Consider the following 17,456-nt stretch of genomic DNA (forward strand, 5'->3'; position numbering starts at 1 on the left):
GAAAGAGGGGGAAATACGTTGAGTGAATTTACGCTTGAATTAAAGAATGTATCAAAACGGCTGAAGAAAAAGAACGTAGTTGACGACCTTTCATTTTCGGTGAGAAAAGGCGAGGTGTTTGGTCTTTTAGGGCCGAACGGAGCGGGTAAAACGACGACAATTCGAATGATCGTTGGGCTTATTTCCATGACTTCTGGTGAGGTCATGATTAACGGCTTGTCTGTGAAAAAGGATTTTGAAAAAGCGATGACTCATGTTGGAGCAATCGTTGAGAACCCGCAGCTGTACGATTATCTGACAGGCTACAAAAACCTGATGCAATACGCGAGAATTTTGCCAGGAATCACGAAGGAGCGTATTCAGGAGGTCATCAAGCTTGTCGATCTTGAAGCTGCCATCCATCACAAGGTGAAAACATACTCGCTCGGTATGCGCCAGAGACTTGGAGTGGCGCAGGCACTTTTACATAAACCATCATTATTGATCCTTGATGAGCCGACAAATGGTCTTGATCCGCAGGGAATCTATGATCTGCGAAACTATTTGCGTCAGCTTGCCAACAACGGCACGTCTGTTATGGTATCGAGTCACATGCTCGCCGAGATGCAGATGATGTGCGACCGCGTCGCCATTATTCAAGAAGGCAAACTCATTGAGATCCAAGAAATCACGAATGTGAGCGAGCAGGAAATCAGAGTAGAATTCGAGATTGATGGAGACCTTAAGCTCGCGCAAAAACTCGTGCTCGATACAGTGCCGGATGCGATGACAGAAATCGTCGGAAGCTCGGTTCTTGCAGTACAGTCCAGTGTCGATCTGCCGATTGCCGGGCTGAACCGACAGTTTATTTTGGCTGGTCTTGATGTTTCAGGCATCAGTAAAAAATCGAAAACATTGGAAGAGAAATTCCTCGAAACAACAAAGAAAGGGGGCGGAATCAATGAAACTACTGTCGCTCATTCATAATGAATGGATCAAGATCTTTAACCGCCCGAGAACGTGGATATTCTTCATCATTCCGCTGCTGATCATGCTTGGGGTGACGATTTACGATAAGGTAAACAATGACAACGAACAGAGGGAATGGAAACAGGAAGTTCAGGCTGAGGTGAAGCAGCTTGAAAAAGATTTAGAGGAAGCTAAAAAAAGTGGAGTGGGTGCAGAACAAGCGGTCAGTTATTTGGAAAGCGATATAAAAAAGAAGGAATACGCACTTGAGAATAACATCTCTCCTTATGAGAAAACAACATGGACGTTCATTAAGGAATTTGCGCCAATCTCATCATTGCTAGGCTTATTCGTTATAATCGTTGCAAGTGATATTGTGTCTAATGAGTTCTCTAAAGGAACAATTAAAATGCTTCTGATCCGCCCGTTCAGCCGCTGGAAAATTTTATTGTCCAAATTTTTGGCTACTCTCGGTTTCGCCATCACGCTATGGCTTGTGACGCTGTTCTTTATGTGGGTTATCGGAGGATTCGCTTATGGGTTTGGCGGCTTCAGCCAGCCTCACATTATTGTGGATTCCGATGGAGCGGCTACTGAACAGACATTATCGAATTATGTTCTGAGTACGATTGGACTTGAAGTGATTGAACTTACTGTACTTGTAACGCTGTCTTTCATGATTTCAACAATCTTTATCAGCAATGCCATCGCGATTGGTATTGCCATGCTCGTGTCGTTCATGGGAAGCACGTTTGTAATGTTGTTCCAAAGTAAAGATTGGATCAAATATTCATTGTTTGCCAACATGGACCTGACACAATTCTTGAACAAAGAGTTTTTAATTGAAGGGCTAACCTTGCCGTTCTCACTCTCTGTTCTCGCGGTGTACACGGCACTCATGCTCGCCGTCACCTTCATGATCTTCCAAAAGCGCGACGTAAAGTCTTAAAGTTGATTGGTGGGGTACGGTACCATTTTCGATGAACCTTTGTGCTGTAAACGATGCTGCGAAAAGGTACCGTACCCCAATAAAATAATTGGCACAACGCAAATCCCCCTTCACCTGGCTGCAAGCCAGAATGAAGGGGGATTTACGGTTTGGAGGAGTAAAGATTAGTTAATGATGATTGCAGTTTTACCTTTTTCCTTTTCCGATACCTGTGCATGAGCAGATATGAATGAATAGCAGGTTTATATCGCCGCATATTCAACGCTGCTCCCGTCACGCCCCGGTTTTTCCAGAAGGGACTTGAAAGAAACCGGGCCGGGCCAGTTGACCGCGGTGTCTTATCTTTACTGGTAAACTCAGATTACAGTACAAACGAGTTGTATGTAAAAACTTGAAATTGGCGATTTCAAGCCACTTTTTTGTCGTTTTCAGGCATACGGAGTGTTGAAATCCAAAAAACAACAGGCTTTTGGCTGCAAGATGGAGAAAAAACTATTAAATATACTATTTTTCTTATGCTGTTGTGAATATCTTGTGGATAAGTTTTCGGGACGGGTTATGGGGTACGGTACTCTTTCCGCGGACGCCTTGAAAGGCAAGGAGATGCGGTAAAGAGTACCGTACCCCTAAATCCCCAAAAAGAATGGAGGGCAATATGTTTTTTGATCATATGGTGATTTTTGAGAAGCGAGATCTGGAGAATTGTGTAACACTGCTGAAGGAATCTGGTATGAAAGCAGGAATCGGCGGAAGGCATGAAAACTGGGGTACAGAAAATGCCCTTCTTTATTTTGGACTGAGTTATGTCGAATGGCTGAGCGTATTTGATCTGGAAACAGCAAGGGCTTCGGATAACCCACTCGTTCAAAAGCTCCTGAACTCTCCTAATGGTCCAGGGCATTTTGCCATTCGTACGGATAACATGCAAAGATTGATCAGCAGGCTGGATCAAGCAGGACTAAGGACTGTTCACCTCCCGGGAGAAAGACGGAGAGCAGACGGGAGACTTCTGCAATGGGAGCTTCTTTTTGTGGATGGTGAGCAAGAATATTGGCCGTTTTTTATTAAGTGGAATGAAGAGGATGATGAGAGGCTGAATGACCTTGAGAGCAGCGGATGGACAGGCTGGCAGGAATCGTCGGATTTGAAAATTGAGCACATTGAGATTGCGGTTGGAAATGCAGCTCGGACCGCACAAGTTTGGAGCGATCTATTGGACATCCCCCGGCTTGAGAACGAAGGTTGTTCTGAGTTGCTCAAGCTTGAGGGCGGGAACATCCGCCTTGTCAGTATGCCAGACGGGCGGACGACGGGACCGATAGAGCTGCTGCTGTCGAACGGTCAGGTTATTAAATAGGAGTGGTGGATGATGGAAGACCAGCATGTGATTCTTTTTGATGGTGTATGCAATTTATGCAACGGCGCTGTTCAATTTGTTTTAAAACACGAGAGAAATCAGAAGCTGCGGTTTACCGCACTTCAATCTCAGACAGGTGAGGAGCTGCTGCAAAAGCACGGATTCCCGGCTGAGAAGATGGATAGCTTTGTGCTGATACAGGGAGGCAAGGCTTTTACGAAATCCGATGCAGCAGTACGTGCAGCTCATTATTTAAAGTTGCCGTATCGGCTCGCGGCGGTTGGAATAATCGTGCCCAGGCCGATCCGGAACAAAGTATATGAATACATTGCCCGCAACCGATATAAATGGTTCGGAAAAAAAGACGAGTGCATGCTTCCATCACCTGACATCAAAGAGCGTTTTATATAAATGTCAGAGTGTGTTGGGGGGTACGGTACTCGAAAAAGACAAAACGGGATTTTTGTCTTTTTGGAGTACCGTACCCCAGAACCAAAAGATTTTTTTAAAAAGTGAACCTTTTTTAAGCAGACAGGTAATAAATAGCAGGAAGGAGGAGCAGATGTGATGGAAGATCAGTTGATTAAGCGGGTCTTGGACGGTGATGAAGAAGCGTTCCGGCTACTAGTTACACCTTACATTCTTCAGGCAAAGCAAACGGCCTATTTAATCGTCCATGATTATACTCTTGCTGAGGATGCGGTACAGGAAGCTCTTTATGAAGCGTTTAGGTCTATGCATCGATACAATCCTGCTATAGCTCTGTTTAAAACGTGGTTCAACAAAATAGTCATTCATCAGGCAATGAAAGTGACAAGAAAGTGGTCTGTTAAAAAATGGCTCCCATTTTTTAATGACCCGGAGGATCGCTGTACCCCAGAAAAATTGTATGAAATGAAAGAGCATAATAAGCTTCTTTATGAAGCAGTGAAGAAATTAAGCATAAAGCATCAGGTTGTCATTGTTCTGCATTATTTTCAAGAACAGACGCTAAAAGAAATAGCGGCAACACTTGGTATATCTGAAGGAACGGTCAAGTCGAGACTATTTAAAGCAAAAGAAAAACTGAAGAATGTTTATGGTGAGGGAGGACAGGATTATGGAACAGCACTTAAAAGAAATGTATAAAGAGGCTGCTGAACAGTACCCATTTTCAAGAACGGTGCATCTTAAAAAGAAGAAATCGTTCAAGTTTACAGCTGCAGCAGGACTAGCCGCGTGTTGTTTGTTTGCCTTTTTCCTGATCCAGACAAACATTCTTCCAGGAAAAAGTGAAACGATTTATGTAGAGCAGGGAAATTCCTTTGACGTGTCCAATCCACACATGCTGTCTAGCTGGGCTGATAATATTTTTATCGGAGAAGTGGTGAAAAAGAAAGGCAGCAAGTCGCTTGGAGAGCAGCCGGAAACACAGTATGTGGTAGAGGTAATGCGCAGCATGAAAGGTAATCTGAATGGCCAGGTAACGGTTAACCAGCTGGCGGGATATAACAATGATGATCTGTCTATCACAAAAGGTGACAATCTTTTAAAAGAAGGACAAAAGTATTTATTTGTCACAAGATACCTAGAAAGCGAAGATTGGTATACGACAGTACCGGTTTATGGAAATATTAAAATTGAGGATATAAAAGAGGAAGAAGATTTGGCGAAAAAGTATGAGGAATATGCCGAAAATCCAATCCCTTTTGAATAGCAAGAAAGCCTGTCACTGTTTCCAGTGCAGGCTTTCTTTGTGTATGGAGTTTTTTTGGGGGGGACTTTTTGGGGGTACGGTACTTCGGAAGTAGATTTTGATGTAAAGGCAGTGCTGATAAGGCTTTTCAGGAGGCAGCGCAGTGAGTAGTACCGTACCCCATAAACCCCATAAATCAAAAATCCTCACAAAAAACCGGAACAGCATTCACGCTGTTCCGGTTTAATTATTTTTAAATAATAAGTAATTTGGTTTATCAGGCTGCGCTGCAGACCTCATTGTATGTGTTGAGCTTTTCATCAAGCAGCTGGCTGAGCTGTACGAGCAGCGGATCGGAAAGGTTGTCCACTTTTTTGCTGAACTCATACATCGTGATACGAATGGCGTCTATCTCTTTGACTAAAACGAGCATTTGCTTACTCATATCCATTCCCCCTCTTATTCCAACAAGCTATTCTGCTTCTACTATTATTATATACTATATTTAGTGGATGTGTAAGAATTTTCTACAAAATATAGAAAATTGTTTGATGCGAATTTTTAAAAGTTTCAACCTGTGGGGTACGGTACCAAGAAGTGAATTATTCCTAACAAATCCAGACAGGACGGGAGTTTTTACTCTTATCATCATGAGCGAGTACCGGACCCCGGAGAAGAGGACCCCGGAGAAGAACCTGAAGACAGATCCCTAGAAGATCCGCGTGATTTGGACCTGTTCTGTTTTGGCTGGCTTTTCTGGGGTGCTGCAGCAGCTGGGACAAGCTCCAGCGGGAACTCCGCATATTTTCTATACGCTTCACGGGAACCATGGTAGTAAGCGAGAATAAGGGTGGTATCAACTAAGGGGCTTTCTGCTTCGGTCACATAGTATTTGTAGCTGCTGTACGGGTATTCGAGCGGAGTGTCGACGATGTCGGACCGGACGGGGTTTAAATGGATGTAGCGGCTTGTTTCGAGAAATTGATCAAGCTCTTCAATCAGCTCAGCTTTGTAACGCCCTTGAAAAACGTGGCCGACGGTCTCATATTTTTTGTTAAAGTACATGGCGTAAAGCTGGTGGACGGATTTCATAAAAGCTGATGGAGGCTCTGTCTCGCACTGCACTTGAAGATGGACGTGATTGCCCATCAGGCAGTACGTGACGATACGGATAGAATGTTTGAAGGAATATGCGTGCAGAAGGTTGAGGTATGTCTTGAAGTCTTCGTTACCAATAAATATTGGTGCTTTTTGATTGCCGCGAGTTGTCAGGTGATACATCGCGCCTGGGTACCATATGCGGTGTTTCCTTGCCATGATACAGCCCCTTTCCTATTAGAATGACTTTCATTTTAGCGCGTCTGTTGGAGTTTGGGAAATGGTACCGTACCCCAAAACAGTTATTTTCCATGCTGTTTTTCAGTATTTGAGCCACACCGTAATTCAAAAACCGAGCTTCAATGTCTCTTTTTTAGGCAAAACAGTATGATTTTTGTCGTTTTATGCATTATTCCCTCGGAAATTATAGATGAATAACATTTAGTCTTTGTTCAAAAAATAACCTCCGTAATTGAAAACGACTTGGAGGTACTTTTTTATGCAAAACAATAACCAAAATCAAAACCCGATGACAGGAACGGGAATGAATCCTGTACAGCCGCAAAATCCAGCGTTCCAGCATGAAAACATGCATACTGGACAGGTTGGACCGCGTTACAATCATGGCGGTCATGAGATGTTCGATGTGTCGGAAATGCTGTCAGGTACGATTTCCACGCTGAATCTTTTCACCCTTTGCAAACAGCATATTCAGGATCAGGAGCTGCGCCAGATTCTTGACCGCCAGTTCCAGTTCATCTGCCAGGAGTATAATGCCTGTGTTCAGGCGTTCCAGACAGGTCAGGATCCAGCGATGGCAACACAAACCTACAACATGACGCAGGACAATGACTGGACGTACGGCATGAAACCGGGTCAGCCGCAAAAGCCGGCAGCATCTGTCAACGAACTGAACGACCAGGCGATCTCCTCCCTTATTCTTGGAATGGTAAAATCAAACGCATCACTGCGGGGAATGGCGACGCTTGAAGTGTCCAATCCGGTGCTACGGCGCGTGCTGGCAGACAGCATGCCAAACTGGATCGAGATGGCATACGAGATTTCAATCTGGCAGAACAAGCATCACTATTACCAGGTTCCGCAGCTCGCTCAGCCAGATATGGACCAGATCATGGACGGATTTGCACCAGCACAGATCACGCAGCAAGGCGGACAGCCGCCGCTGCAATAACCAAAAAAAGCCCGGAGATTCAATGATCTCCGGGCTTTGCTTTTTTATTGAAGAGCATTTACGGCGTTAATCAGGCCAAATCCGCTGTTCTCGTCATAACCTGTCTTGAACACATCATCTGATGAGCTTTGCAGGATATGTTTGACTTGAGCAGGAGAGAGGACGTCTTTACCGTGCTGTGCGATGATAATGCCAGCAAGAGCCGCCGCTTTAGGTGCCGCCATAGATGTTCCGCCTTTATATCCGTAGCCGCCGCCAGGGATTGTAGCAAGGCATAGCTTAGTGTTGTCACGGTCCGCGTTGTTGCGTGTTTCGTGGTATTTCAATCCAAGATCACCGCCTGGAGCCATCACATCAATTTTCCCTACTCCGTAATTGGAATAGAAGGCAAGGTTCTTTGCTTCTCCGTTAGCAGAGACGCGGATCATTGTCTGTGAGCTCGGGCTGCGGTGTGTCGCTCCGTTATCGTCGCCAGAGAGGCGGCCAGGGCTTGATAGGTCAACAGCATTGTTACCAGCTGAGCCAACAACGGTCACGCCTTTTTTAATCGCATATTGAATGGCACGGTTGAACAGCCTCACGTCTTCTACCGTATCTTTTGTCGCGTAGTCAGGGTTTTGAAACCAGTCATATCCGCCGAGACTCATGTTGACAACATCCACGTTATCATCCGCAGCTGTCATAAGCGCGCTGGCAATGTCTGCAGTAGCAGCTCCGCCTGTCGGTCCGAATACGCGGTATGCTGCGACTTTTAAATCAGGCCCGACGCCCATTGAACGGCCTTTTGCTGCGATAGAACCGGCGACATGCGTTCCGTGGCTATTTTGATCCATCGCATCAGGATAGCCAGGCACGAACGATTTTCCGTATGCATAGTTAGCTTTTAAATCAGGATGGTTATAATCAATTCCAGTATCAACTACAGCGACGACGATATCCTTGCCGTTCGCCGATCTGCCAGTACCGCCTGGCAGGTTCCATGACGCACCGTCGCCAGTCACCTGCTGGATATCCCATTGCAGTGCATACACATCACCGCCTGCAGCTGCGGCTTCCAAATCCTGCTCAATAACAGGTGAATCTGGCATGATTATATTTTCGACGCCGGCATCTAGAACGGCGCTTGATTTTTCAATATTTGCTTCAAAATCAGCGTTGTTTGTTACAACCTGTACTGCGCCCATTTTTCCAAGAACCTTTTTAACAGATCCCCCCGCGCTGGTAATCAGCTTGTCATAGCCTGAAGGAAGAGAGTTTTCGTTTTTAAACAACACAAGATACTGCTTCGTTTCAGGTGCCGCATTAGCTGCCTGTCCAGGAACGCCAAACGCCCCCAATATCATCGTTGCACTCAAGCTGAGCGAAGCAAGCATCGCCTTAGTATTCTTCTTCATCCAACGTACACATCCTCTCCAATTTGCATAATACTTTATTTGACAAAATATTCTGAAATACCTTGTAACTATTTTCCTGTTTTTGTAGACGAAGCCCAGTCCATTTGTCATGATAAGTAGAGAAAAAGAGATGGGGGTCCGGTACTCGAAATGGACATTTTTTATGTTTTGTCCATTTGGAGTACCGGACCCCAATTATAAGAAAAGGCGGCTTTTTTATGAAAAGAGGATTATTTTTAGCGGGGCTGGCTTTTATCATCTATCCGGTTGCGGTATACGTACAGTCTACCAATATGGATATAGGACTGGCGTTTTTCTTAGTCGTTGGGCTATTCTTGATAGCTGTTTCGCACTGGTTTGAATTGTCTTCAAGGATATATAAGAAAAATCGGAAACTGCTGATAACCATGGCAGCCTTAGCTGTTGCTGTCGTGTTGATGTTTGAGTTTTTTATCTTCAAAAATACGGTGACTGATCCGGGCGATTTAAAAGAAAAAGCCGATACGATTTTAGTGCTTGGAGCAGGTACGAAAAACGGTCGGCCAGGCGCGGTTCTGAAAGGCCGTCTCGATAAAGCGCTGGATTATGAGAATAATCATCCAGAAGTGACCTTTATCGTGAGCGGCGGGAAGGGAATCGGCAAAGACGTGAGTGAAGGCGAAATCATGAAAAATTATTTAGTTGAAAAAGGTGTTTCCGCGGATCGCATTACGATCGAGGATAAAGCGACGAGCACGAATGAGAATATCTTGTATGCGAGCAAGCTGATGAAAAAGGGCAGCAATCTGCTGATTGTAACGAGTGATTTTCATTTGTTCAGAGCCAAAATGATTGCGAAGGAACTTGGAGTTCAGGTGCAGGGACTTGGCGCGCCGCTTCATATAAGACACGTCCCGCAAGCCCACATACGAGAGTACTTCGCGATTGTCCATACGCTGTGGAGCTTTATTTAATCGGGGGTTAATTGGGGGTACGGTACTCGAAATGGATATTTCCCGAATATTGTACGCGTGGAATGTACAGATATAAAAGAACCTTAATACAGCAGTGTTTTTTGCACACTGCTAACCTTCCAATAACACCCTTTGGGAAATAAAATCGAAATGGTACCGTACCCCAAAAAGGGTATGCTAAAATAACAGGCGAGTATTGGGGCAATAATGGTGGTAGATAGAGCCCGTGAAAGGATTTTAACTAATGAAATTGAACTTGCCTGAAATGATAGAACAGCAATTAAATAGAGAACGAAATGAACGTGTTTCTGGGCTTAACCAGGAATTCAAGGACTTAATCGGCGGGGCAGGGTATACGGCTCCAGATCACGCAATTGTCGAGGATGCGGTGATTGCGCTCGCGATGGGTAAGAATGTCCTTCTTAAAGGGCCGACTGGGTCAGGGAAGACGAAGCTTGCGGAGCTTCTTTCGCACCTTTTCGGACAGCCGCTTCATCAAGTGAATGCATCGGTTGATCTGGATGCTGAAGCGCTGCTCGGCCACAAGACGCTTGCTTACCGCGAGGGCAGACAGGAGATCGATTTTATTCCTGGTCCTGTAACGAAAGCGGCAGAGCATGGTTATTTTTTGTACATTGATGAGATCAATATCGCAAAGCCAGAAACATTGCCGATCTTGAACGGGATGCTTGATTACAGGCGAACGATCGCGAATCCGTTTACGGGAGAGGTCGTGAAGGCTAAGCCTGGTTTTAATGTGATCGCGGCAATTAATGAAGGATATATCGGTACAGTGCCGCTAAATGAAGCGCTGAAAAACCGTTTTGTAGTGATCGAGGTGCCTTATATTCAAGGCGATACGTTAAAAGAAATGCTGGTGAACCAATCAAAACAGCAGGATGAAGAGGTGCTGTCACGGTTCGTGCAGCTTTCTGCCGACTTAGTGTCACAGGCGAAAGCGGGGCACTTATCAGAGGAAGCGGCGTCTATTCGTGCACTGCTTGACGCAGCAGATCTTTCTGTTTACATGCCGGCAAAACGTGCTGTGCAGCGAGCGATCGCAGATAAGCTGGAGGATCAGAGAGAGAAAGCGCTCGTGAGCAACGTCGCTGGCACGCTGTTTTAAGAAGGAACAACTGATCGGGAGGGGGTACGGTACCAAGCATCATCAAACTGCGCAGCTGCGCGGCTAATGATGAGATGGTACCGTACCCCCAAAGAGTGTTTTGGAGGTTTTGAATGTGAAGTTTTTAGTGTTCGCTGATACGAAAATCGACTCGCTCGTTCATATGCAGCTGATCGACTTGGCACGTGCGCTCTCGAAGGATGAGAAGATGGACGTGGAATTTTCGTTTCACTCCTACCTTGAGCGCGGCAATTCAGCGACTCATGTCAGCCAGTTCTGGAATCCATACCCGAAGGACATTCAGATTGAAGGCTGGAAATCCGACGTTTATCTGCGAAGCTACGGTGCATTCCGTTATACAGAGGATCAACTGGTTTGGGATACACTCCACAAGCTGTCAGATCATCCTCAAAAGGAATTCTTGAAGCAGATTTTCATGTTTTCAGAGGACTTCCGGCTTGAAAGGCGCTGTATCGCTGACAGGCCGGGAATGGCTGAGGCGTTCAAGGTCCGCAGAGCAGAGTTTCTTGTGCATTACAGCCGGCAATATCGCCAGCATTTACAGGCGAAGCGTTGGCTTGACGCGCTTTTTTGCCATATCGTTCTCCTGGCTAACCGGCGTTTTACAGCAGTACCGGACCCCGTAAAAGAGGTATATCAGCAGATGCGGCAGCCGCTTGCCGAGCTCAGCAGCTGCAGTTCAACGGCAGAGGTTGCAAGGATTATCCTCAGCATGGCTTCCATTCTGAAAAATGCGGAACTGCCGCACAGCGATATGTCGACGGCTTATTTTTCGTTTGCTGACCCTGTAAAAGATGGTGAGCAAAATGGTGAAGAGTTTAAGAACCTTTTGCGTGAAAACGAGAAAAAATCGGGATCGAGCAAGCAAGTAGAAGATGACGACAAGGATCAGGAAGACGGGGAAAAGGAATCGTACTCTTCATGGCATGATGAAACGTCCGACCCGCAGGATTCCTTTTTGCAGATGGATCTCGATCAGGGCACAAGTACGGACCTGCTCGGTGAAGGAGCAAGGAAAGCGGAGACTGGTGATCAGGTGTTCGGAAACGTGCAAGCGAGCGCTCAGTCGGCGCAAGGGAACGACTTCTCCGAGCAAGACATCAACGCACAAACAGACGGAGAAATCCCAGGATCAGGCGAAGTTGCTTACCCTTACGGCCACGTGAACCGCAGCGTGTCGGAGCATTGGAAGCATGCGGAGCAATCCGGACCTGATGAAGCGGCACAATACGAAGCGGTAAAAGCTGAAGTTACGCCGTTCGTTTCCAAGCTGAAGCAGAGCTTTTTAAAAACGATGGAGCATAAAAAGAACCAGCCGGCAGGCGATCTGCATTTTGGGCGGCTCGGAAAGAATCTGATCCGTGTGGTGACAGACAATAACCCGCGGCTGTTTTATAAAAAACAAGAGTCAGAGCAGGAGCTCGACACGACGTTCACCTTGCTTGTCGACTGTTCGGCGTCGATGTTCAATAAGATGGAGGAGACGCAAAAAGGGATTGTGCTTTTCCATGAAACATTGAAGTCGCTGAAGATCCCGCACAGTGTCATCGGGTTTTGGGAGGACGCAGCAGATGCCTCGGCAGAAGACCAGCCGAACTATTTTCAGGAAGTGATCTCGTACCGCAATTCGCTGTACCAGAGCGGAAGCAGTATTCTGCAGCTTGAGCCGCAGGAAGATAACCGCGACGGCTATGCGATTCGGCGGATGGGGGAGGAGCTGCTGAAGCGGAGCGAAAAGCAGAAGTTTCTGCTCGTTTTCTCAGACGGAGAGCCGGCAGCGTTTGATTATGAGACGCATGGTATACTTGATTCGCATGAGGCAGTCTTGAAAACGCGTAAACAGGGCATCGAAACACTCGGCATGTTCATCGCGAACGGCGAAGTAACTGATAAAGAGGAGCAGCTTATGCAGAACATTTACGGTCCGCAGAGTGTTGTCGTTCCTGATGCCAGCCAGCTTACGGAATATTTAATGCCAGTTTTGCGAAAATTGCTGTTTAAGCTTATATAAAAAGTAATGGGGGTACGGTACCTTTTTCATGTAAAGGTACCGTACCCCCATTATGTTAACTATCGAGCATCTGAAACCAGCTGAATAGGGCGGCAAAGACGAGAAAGGTGCTTATGAGTGTAGCCAGCCAGTTTGGGAGGAGAAAGCGAATAATTGAAGTTAAAACAAGAATTACAGCCATCGCGCCAAACAAGATCCAGATAGCTGTCATGTTAAAAGTCATGCGATTTCCTCCTTCACATTAAGTCATACGAATGAAATACCCTATTTTGCCAGCACACATTCCTTTAAAGTGCAGCCGGAAAATGCTCATTATCAGCATAGCGAACGAACTAAACTACTCAGCCGCTCTAGTACCGCAGCATCCCCAGCAAAAAAAGAGCTCGCCCGCCGGCAAGCTCTTTACGTTTTCAAAACTTCTATTTGATTCTTAAACAGTTCATCCATTTCATGAGCCGATATTGGCTGGCTGAAGAAGTAGCCTTGCGCTTCGTTACAATGCCTTTGCTGCAGGAATTGAAGCTGTTCCCGCGTTTCTACGCCTTCCGCGATCACTTTTAAATCGAGGTTATGAGCCATGTGGATGATCGTTTCCACAAGGGAAGCATCCTTCGGGTCATTGTAAATATTGCTCGTAAAGCTGCGGTCGATTTTTAGCGTGTTGATCGGGAAGGTCTTCAAATAGCTTAACGAAGAATAGCCTGTCCCAAAGTCATCGATGGACAGATGAATACCCATGTCCTTTAGCTGCTGCATTTTTGTTACAGCATGCTTGGAATCCTGGATGATGCTTTCCGTCAGCTCCAGTTCAAGATACGCTGGATCAAGACCTGTGCTGCTTAAAATCCGCTGAATCATCTCGACTAGATCGCTCTGCTGAAACTGGCGCGAAGAGATGTTAACAGACATGCGCAGCGGCGGCTGCCCTTCATCCTGCCACTTTTTATTCTGCAGACACGCTTCGTGAAGCACCCATTCGCCGATCTGTAAAATGAGGCCGGTTTCCTCTGCGATCGGAATGAACTCGGCAGGGGAGATCGTTCCCCATTCAGGATGATGCCAGCGGATGAGAGCCTCTACGCCGGAAAGAGAGCCGGTCGTGACGTCGATCTGCGGCTGATATACCACACGAAACTCATTACGTTCCTGAGCTTTGCGAAGCCCGATTTCGAGCTTCATTTTTTTAGAAACGATCTCATTCATTTCAGGAGTATAAAACTGGAAGCCGTTTTTTCCCTGCTCTTTAACCCGGTACATGGCCGTGTCGGCGTTTTTGATCAGTGTTTCGATATCCCGGCCGTCTGATGGATACATGGAAATACCGATGGATGGCGTCACAAACAGTTCCTGACCGCCGCACATCACAGACCGCTGAAAGTGCTCGATGAGTTTCTGCGCTTTTTTCGTGATTTCGTCGGACGTCGTATGAGGCAGCAGCACGATAAACTCATCTCCGCCCTGACGGCTGACCGTATCGTTTCTTCCTACGCAATCTTGAATCCGCTTAGAAATTTCGATCAACAGCTGATCGCCGACCGCATGCCCAAGTGTATCGTTGATGTATTTAAAACGGTCGAGATCGATAAACAGGATTCCGATATTCTGCTTATTTTCGTTCGCCTGCTCTAACGCCTGAGAGAGACGATCGCTCAGCAGCAGACGGTTTGGCAGCCCGGTCAGAGGGTCGCGGTAGACCATCTGGTTAATTTTCTGCTCATTCCGTTTTCTTTCCGTAATATCGCGGATAATGCTGCTGAAAAAGACTTGGTTATCTTCATTCCATGTGGCAAGAGAAAGCTCGATCGGGAATTCGCTTCCATCCTTTTTCAGACCTTCGAGTTCAACCGTCTTTCCCATCACTTTAGGGATATTGGTTGAAAGATAACGCTCCATGCCCTTTTGATGAGCTTCTCTAAACTTTTCAGGGATAATAATCTGCAGCTTGCTTCCTATTGCTTCTTTTTCTTCAAAACCGAATAAATGCTGTGCACCTTTGTTCCATGAAAAGATGGTACCCGTGCTGTCTGATAAAATGATAGCGTCGTTGGCTGATTGTATGACAGAGCGGAACTTTCTTTCAGATTTCAGCCACTGGTACCGAAACCGCTTATCGATGAGCATGCTGATGAACACTAAACCGAAAATGATGAATATGCCTGCGCTGATCGAGTATGCCAGAAACACCGTGTCAGTCGCTTCTCCTGAATGCATCGAATGCTGGTGAGGGGTGAAGCTGACTCCGGCCATCCCAGTATAATGCATTCCTGCAATAGCGAATCCCATAATGAGTGCGCTCGTTGCTTTTCGCCGCCTTAGTTTAGAGACATCGCTATTTTCACTCACATAAAAAAGCAAATACAAAGCAACGATGGAGGCGATGAACGCGATGATGACCGATAAAGTGAATAGCACCGGATCATAGTGAATAGAAGCTCCCATTTCCATCGCTTCCATGCCTGTATAATGCATGCATACGATTCCCGCAGCGATCAACGTGCCGCCGAGCAGGACAAGCTTTTTACTCATGACAGGCCTGCTGATGATTGAAAATGCCAGCCATGAAGAGATGACGGCAGGAAAAATCGAAACGATGACGAGCGTTGGATCATAGCTGACGTCAATTGACAGATGAAATGCGAGCATCGCGATAAAATGCATCGCCCAAATTCCGAGTCCAAGAGCAACGGCCCCTGTTATGAGCCAAATATGACGTCCGGAAGACTTGGTTTTCTTGATTTGGGCCGCCAGATCAAGCGCAGCATACGACGCGATGATGGCGATTACGACAGAGAGTGCCACAAGAGGCAGATTATATGTATGAGAAACATCCCCCATTAACAGTAAACTCCTTATAAAGAAATTAATTATTGGTATAGCGTATCTTCATTTTAAAGGAAAAAGAAAGAGGGTACCAATATCGCTGCGATCTGATACCCCTTTTTATATGTTATTTAAAATATTTCATAAGTCCAGCGGCGATACCTGCCGCTGCTTTTGACTGGAAATTAGACCCCCTGACGATCAACTCGTCATTCGCATTCGATAAAAATCCGAGCTCGACCAGGACAGCGGGCTGTTTGTTTGTGCGCAGGACCTGAAAGTCACCGACTCGAAGGCCTTTTGCTGCGAGCCCTGTTTTGCCGGCTGCTAAAGACGTGTCAATAGCGCTCGCGAGACCGTAATCCTTGCTGCCGTAATAAAAGGTGAGCAGACCGTTCGCGCTTTTGTCATACGCTGAGTTGTAGTGCAGGCTGACAAATGCGTCGGCAAAATGATAATGGCTGACACTCACGCGGTTCGAGAGCGAGATATACTGATCAGTGCTGCGTGTCATGATGACTGTAGCACCAGCATTCTCGAGCTGTGTCGCAAGCAGTCTGGCAGTCGTAAGTGCGAGAATTGATTCTTTCGTGCCGTACGTACGTCCGACAGCTCCTGAATCATAGCCGCCGTGGCCCGGGTCAATCACGATCCGTTTGCCTTTAAGGCTGTTGTTCGTTACAGGGGCAGGCGCTGTGCTGTTGTTTCCTTTTGAAACCGATGCAAGCCAGCCGGCGATCCAGGCGCTTTTACCGCTCTTCAGCTTGATTTGCACCCAGTCATTCTGCTTTTTAATCACGTTAAAATTATCGCCCTGCTGTGCCGTGCCGACGACTATGTAGGATGTCGATGGGCCGCTTCGCAGGTTTACGTTGTTGTATAGAACAGTCAGCGTCTGTTGTGATGCGGACGGCGGCTGTGAGACAGGCGGAGTGCTTGGGGCCGGAGCCGTTCCGTTCGACTTTTGAACATAAGCGCCGCTGACCCAGCCTTTTAGCTTGCCGTACTGGACGTTCAGCCAGCCGCTGCTTTCCTTTAAAATAGTGACAGTCGTATTTTGTCCGAGCCCCCCGATGATTGTTCCATTCATAGAAGGCGACGTGCGCACGTTCAAATATGACGCAGTAACCTTGCCTGATGCTTGATTTTTTCCAGGTGAAGCGGGCGTAGGTGTAGCAGCTTTTTGTTCTGCAATGATATAAGCTGAAGATGCCCAGCCGGACAGGCTTCCGGATGTGATCTTAGCCCATCCGCTTTTTTCTACAAGAATCGTGACCGTGCTGCCGTTCTTAAGCGAACCGACAATGCTTGCGGTCGTGCTCGGACCGCTGCGGACGTTCAATGAACTGGCAGTAATGGTGCCGGTTTTGGCGGCGGATGTCTTTGGCTTCGGATGTGAGTGGCTTTTTTTCTTTAAAAAAGAAGAGCTCGCCCAGCCTTTAATGTTTTTATAGTTGATTTGTGCCCAGCCGTTTTTTTCAGCAAGAACAGTGACGGTTGCACCTTGCTTAACAGAGCCAACCCACTCGCTCGTAGTACCAGGAGCCTTTCTTACGTTCAGGCTCGTTGCCGTGACAGATGCCTCTGACGATGTGTGCCCATAAGTGCTGATGGCGGGAATGCATAAAAAAATAACCAAAAACAACGACAACAACCTTTGAAGCTGATTACGATTCAGATTACCCACTCTCCCTTTGCAGATGACAATAATAGTAAATTAGTTATCGGCAAAATTCGCCATAGTTTTAGCTTTTTCCTGCTTTTTTCCTATAGGTTTGCTGAAAAAGATTGACGCAGATTTGGTGGGCAAAAATGAGGTGGGAAATTGGGTGAATAATGGGGGTCCGGTACGCCATCACAAAAACCGTGATGGCGTACCGGATTTTTCACTGAGGTACCGGACCCCCAAATT

At 46.5% G+C, this 17,456-nt stretch carries 16 protein-coding genes; 10 read left to right on the plus strand and 6 right to left on the minus strand.

The genetic code is table 11. The features are described from left to right. The first annotated feature begins 18 nt into the window (after positions 1–18). The 6 genes from CGZ90_RS12555 to CGZ90_RS12580 all read left to right on the plus strand — a co-directional run bounded on the left by CGZ90_RS12555 (position 19) and on the right by CGZ90_RS12580 (position 4,950). Entirely contained in the window at positions 19–966 is a 948-nt protein-coding gene (locus tag CGZ90_RS12555) for an ABC transporter ATP-binding protein (protein WP_094252848.1), read from the plus strand. Beyond that, on the plus strand, positions 941–1,897 hold the full coding sequence (locus CGZ90_RS12560) for an ABC transporter permease (RefSeq protein ID WP_165766843.1): 957 nt from the start codon (positions 941–943) through the stop codon (positions 1,895–1,897). The genes CGZ90_RS12555 and CGZ90_RS12560 overlap by 26 nt, the downstream gene beginning before the upstream one ends. Positions 1,898–2,552: 655 nt before the next feature. Next, entirely contained in the window at positions 2,553–3,254 is a 702-nt protein-coding gene (locus tag CGZ90_RS12565) for a VOC family protein (protein WP_165766844.1), read from the plus strand. A gap of 9 nt (positions 3,255–3,263) precedes the next feature. Beyond that, positions 3,264–3,665: a thiol-disulfide oxidoreductase DCC family protein gene (locus tag CGZ90_RS12570; RefSeq protein ID WP_094252851.1), complete on the plus strand. Its 402-nt coding sequence runs from the start codon at positions 3,264–3,266 to the stop codon at positions 3,663–3,665. Between the two features lie 156 nt (positions 3,666–3,821). Beyond that, the gene (locus CGZ90_RS12575; RefSeq protein ID WP_094252852.1) at positions 3,822–4,382 is read left to right on the plus strand and encodes an RNA polymerase sigma factor; all 561 of its coding nucleotides are present in this window, start codon (positions 3,822–3,824) and stop codon (positions 4,380–4,382) included. Then, positions 4,354–4,950 carry a hypothetical protein gene (locus CGZ90_RS12580; protein ID WP_094252853.1) on the plus strand — a complete coding sequence of 199 codons (597 nt, stop codon included), beginning with the start codon at positions 4,354–4,356 and terminating at the stop codon, positions 4,948–4,950. Before CGZ90_RS12575 ends, CGZ90_RS12580 begins: the two co-directional genes overlap by 29 nt. A 256-nt stretch (positions 4,951–5,206) precedes the next feature. Here CGZ90_RS12580 and CGZ90_RS12585 read toward each other — a convergent pair whose 3' ends face one another. Next, positions 5,207–5,374 (minus strand): aspartyl-phosphate phosphatase Spo0E family protein, encoded by a 168-nt coding sequence (locus CGZ90_RS12585; RefSeq protein ID WP_165766845.1) that lies wholly within the window; start codon positions 5,372–5,374, stop codon positions 5,207–5,209. Between the two features lie 203 nt (positions 5,375–5,577). Continuing rightward, a complete protein-coding gene (locus CGZ90_RS12590; RefSeq protein ID WP_094252855.1) occupies positions 5,578–6,246 on the minus strand; it encodes a transposase in 669 nt (222 codons plus the stop codon). A gap of 325 nt (positions 6,247–6,571) precedes the next feature. Between CGZ90_RS12590 and CGZ90_RS12595 the strand changes: the two genes are divergently transcribed. Beyond that, a complete protein-coding gene (locus CGZ90_RS12595) occupies positions 6,572–7,219 on the plus strand; it encodes a spore coat protein (protein ID WP_094253130.1) in 648 nt (215 codons plus the stop codon). 44 nt (positions 7,220–7,263) lie between these two features. Here CGZ90_RS12595 and CGZ90_RS12600 read toward each other — a convergent pair whose 3' ends face one another. Further along, positions 7,264–8,613 (minus strand): S8 family serine peptidase, encoded by a 1,350-nt coding sequence (locus CGZ90_RS12600; RefSeq protein ID WP_240515426.1) that lies wholly within the window; start codon positions 8,611–8,613, stop codon positions 7,264–7,266. Positions 8,614–8,831: 218 nt separating this feature from the next. Between CGZ90_RS12600 and CGZ90_RS12605 the strand changes: the two genes are divergently transcribed. The 3 genes from CGZ90_RS12605 to CGZ90_RS12615 all read left to right on the plus strand — a co-directional run bounded on the left by CGZ90_RS12605 (position 8,832) and on the right by CGZ90_RS12615 (position 12,724). Then, positions 8,832–9,566 (plus strand): YdcF family protein, encoded by a 735-nt coding sequence (locus CGZ90_RS12605; RefSeq protein WP_094252856.1) that lies wholly within the window; start codon positions 8,832–8,834, stop codon positions 9,564–9,566. 244 nt (positions 9,567–9,810) lie between these two features. Continuing rightward, the gene (locus CGZ90_RS12610; protein ID WP_094252857.1) at positions 9,811–10,692 is read left to right on the plus strand and encodes an ATP-binding protein; all 882 of its coding nucleotides are present in this window, start codon (positions 9,811–9,813) and stop codon (positions 10,690–10,692) included. Positions 10,693–10,807: 115 nt separating this feature from the next. Then, positions 10,808–12,724 carry a vWA domain-containing protein gene (locus CGZ90_RS12615; protein ID WP_094252858.1) on the plus strand — a complete coding sequence of 639 codons (1,917 nt, stop codon included), beginning with the start codon at positions 10,808–10,810 and terminating at the stop codon, positions 12,722–12,724. Positions 12,725–12,779: 55 nt separating this feature from the next. Here CGZ90_RS12615 and CGZ90_RS20760 read toward each other — a convergent pair whose 3' ends face one another. The 3 genes from CGZ90_RS20760 to CGZ90_RS12625 form a co-directional block, all read right to left on the minus strand. After that, positions 12,780–12,947, minus strand: coding sequence for a hypothetical protein (locus CGZ90_RS20760; protein ID WP_165766846.1), 168 nt, complete (start codon positions 12,945–12,947; stop codon positions 12,780–12,782). A gap of 179 nt (positions 12,948–13,126) precedes the next feature. Further along, positions 13,127–15,559, minus strand: coding sequence for a bifunctional diguanylate cyclase/phosphodiesterase (locus CGZ90_RS12620; RefSeq protein ID WP_094252859.1), 2,433 nt, complete (start codon positions 15,557–15,559; stop codon positions 13,127–13,129). A 112-nt stretch (positions 15,560–15,671) separates the two neighbouring features. After that, the gene (locus tag CGZ90_RS12625; RefSeq protein WP_133063585.1) at positions 15,672–17,189 is read right to left on the minus strand and encodes an N-acetylmuramoyl-L-alanine amidase family protein; all 1,518 of its coding nucleotides are present in this window, start codon (positions 17,187–17,189) and stop codon (positions 15,672–15,674) included. Positions 17,190–17,456: the final 267 nt, after the last annotated feature.

Source organism: Fictibacillus aquaticus (assembly GCF_002245695.1).
In the GTDB taxonomy this organism is placed as follows: Bacteria; Bacillota; Bacilli; order Bacillales; family Fictibacillaceae; genus Fictibacillus; species Fictibacillus aquaticus.

Excerpts from the sequence above, each read along its gene's own strand:
- CGZ90_RS12560 (WP_165766843.1), top strand. The coding sequence starts at position 941 with ATGAAACTACTGTCGCTCATTCATAATGAATGGATCAAGATCTTTAAC.
- CGZ90_RS12590 (WP_094252855.1), bottom strand. The coding sequence starts at position 6,246 with ATGGCAAGGAAACACCGCATATGGTACCCAGGCGCGATGTATCACCTG.
- CGZ90_RS12580 (WP_094252853.1), top strand. The coding sequence starts at position 4,354 with ATGGAACAGCACTTAAAAGAAATGTATAAAGAGGCTGCTGAACAGTAC.
- CGZ90_RS12620 (WP_094252859.1), bottom strand. The coding sequence starts at position 15,559 with ATGGGGGATGTTTCTCATACATATAATCTGCCTCTTGTGGCACTCTCT.
- CGZ90_RS20760 (WP_165766846.1), bottom strand. The coding sequence starts at position 12,947 with ATGACTTTTAACATGACAGCTATCTGGATCTTGTTTGGCGCGATGGCT.
- CGZ90_RS12575 (WP_094252852.1), top strand. The coding sequence starts at position 3,822 with ATGGAAGATCAGTTGATTAAGCGGGTCTTGGACGGTGATGAAGAAGCG.
- CGZ90_RS12595 (WP_094253130.1), top strand. The coding sequence starts at position 6,572 with ATGAATCCTGTACAGCCGCAAAATCCAGCGTTCCAGCATGAAAACATG.
- CGZ90_RS12600 (WP_240515426.1), bottom strand. The coding sequence starts at position 8,613 with ATGAAGAAGAATACTAAGGCGATGCTTGCTTCGCTCAGCTTGAGTGCA.
- CGZ90_RS12605 (WP_094252856.1), top strand. The coding sequence starts at position 8,832 with ATGAAAAGAGGATTATTTTTAGCGGGGCTGGCTTTTATCATCTATCCG.
- CGZ90_RS12570 (WP_094252851.1), top strand. The coding sequence starts at position 3,264 with ATGATGGAAGACCAGCATGTGATTCTTTTTGATGGTGTATGCAATTTA.
- CGZ90_RS12585 (WP_165766845.1), bottom strand. The coding sequence starts at position 5,374 with ATGAGTAAGCAAATGCTCGTTTTAGTCAAAGAGATAGACGCCATTCGT.
- CGZ90_RS12565 (WP_165766844.1), top strand. The coding sequence starts at position 2,553 with ATGTTTTTTGATCATATGGTGATTTTTGAGAAGCGAGATCTGGAGAAT.
- CGZ90_RS12610 (WP_094252857.1), top strand. The coding sequence starts at position 9,811 with ATGAAATTGAACTTGCCTGAAATGATAGAACAGCAATTAAATAGAGAA.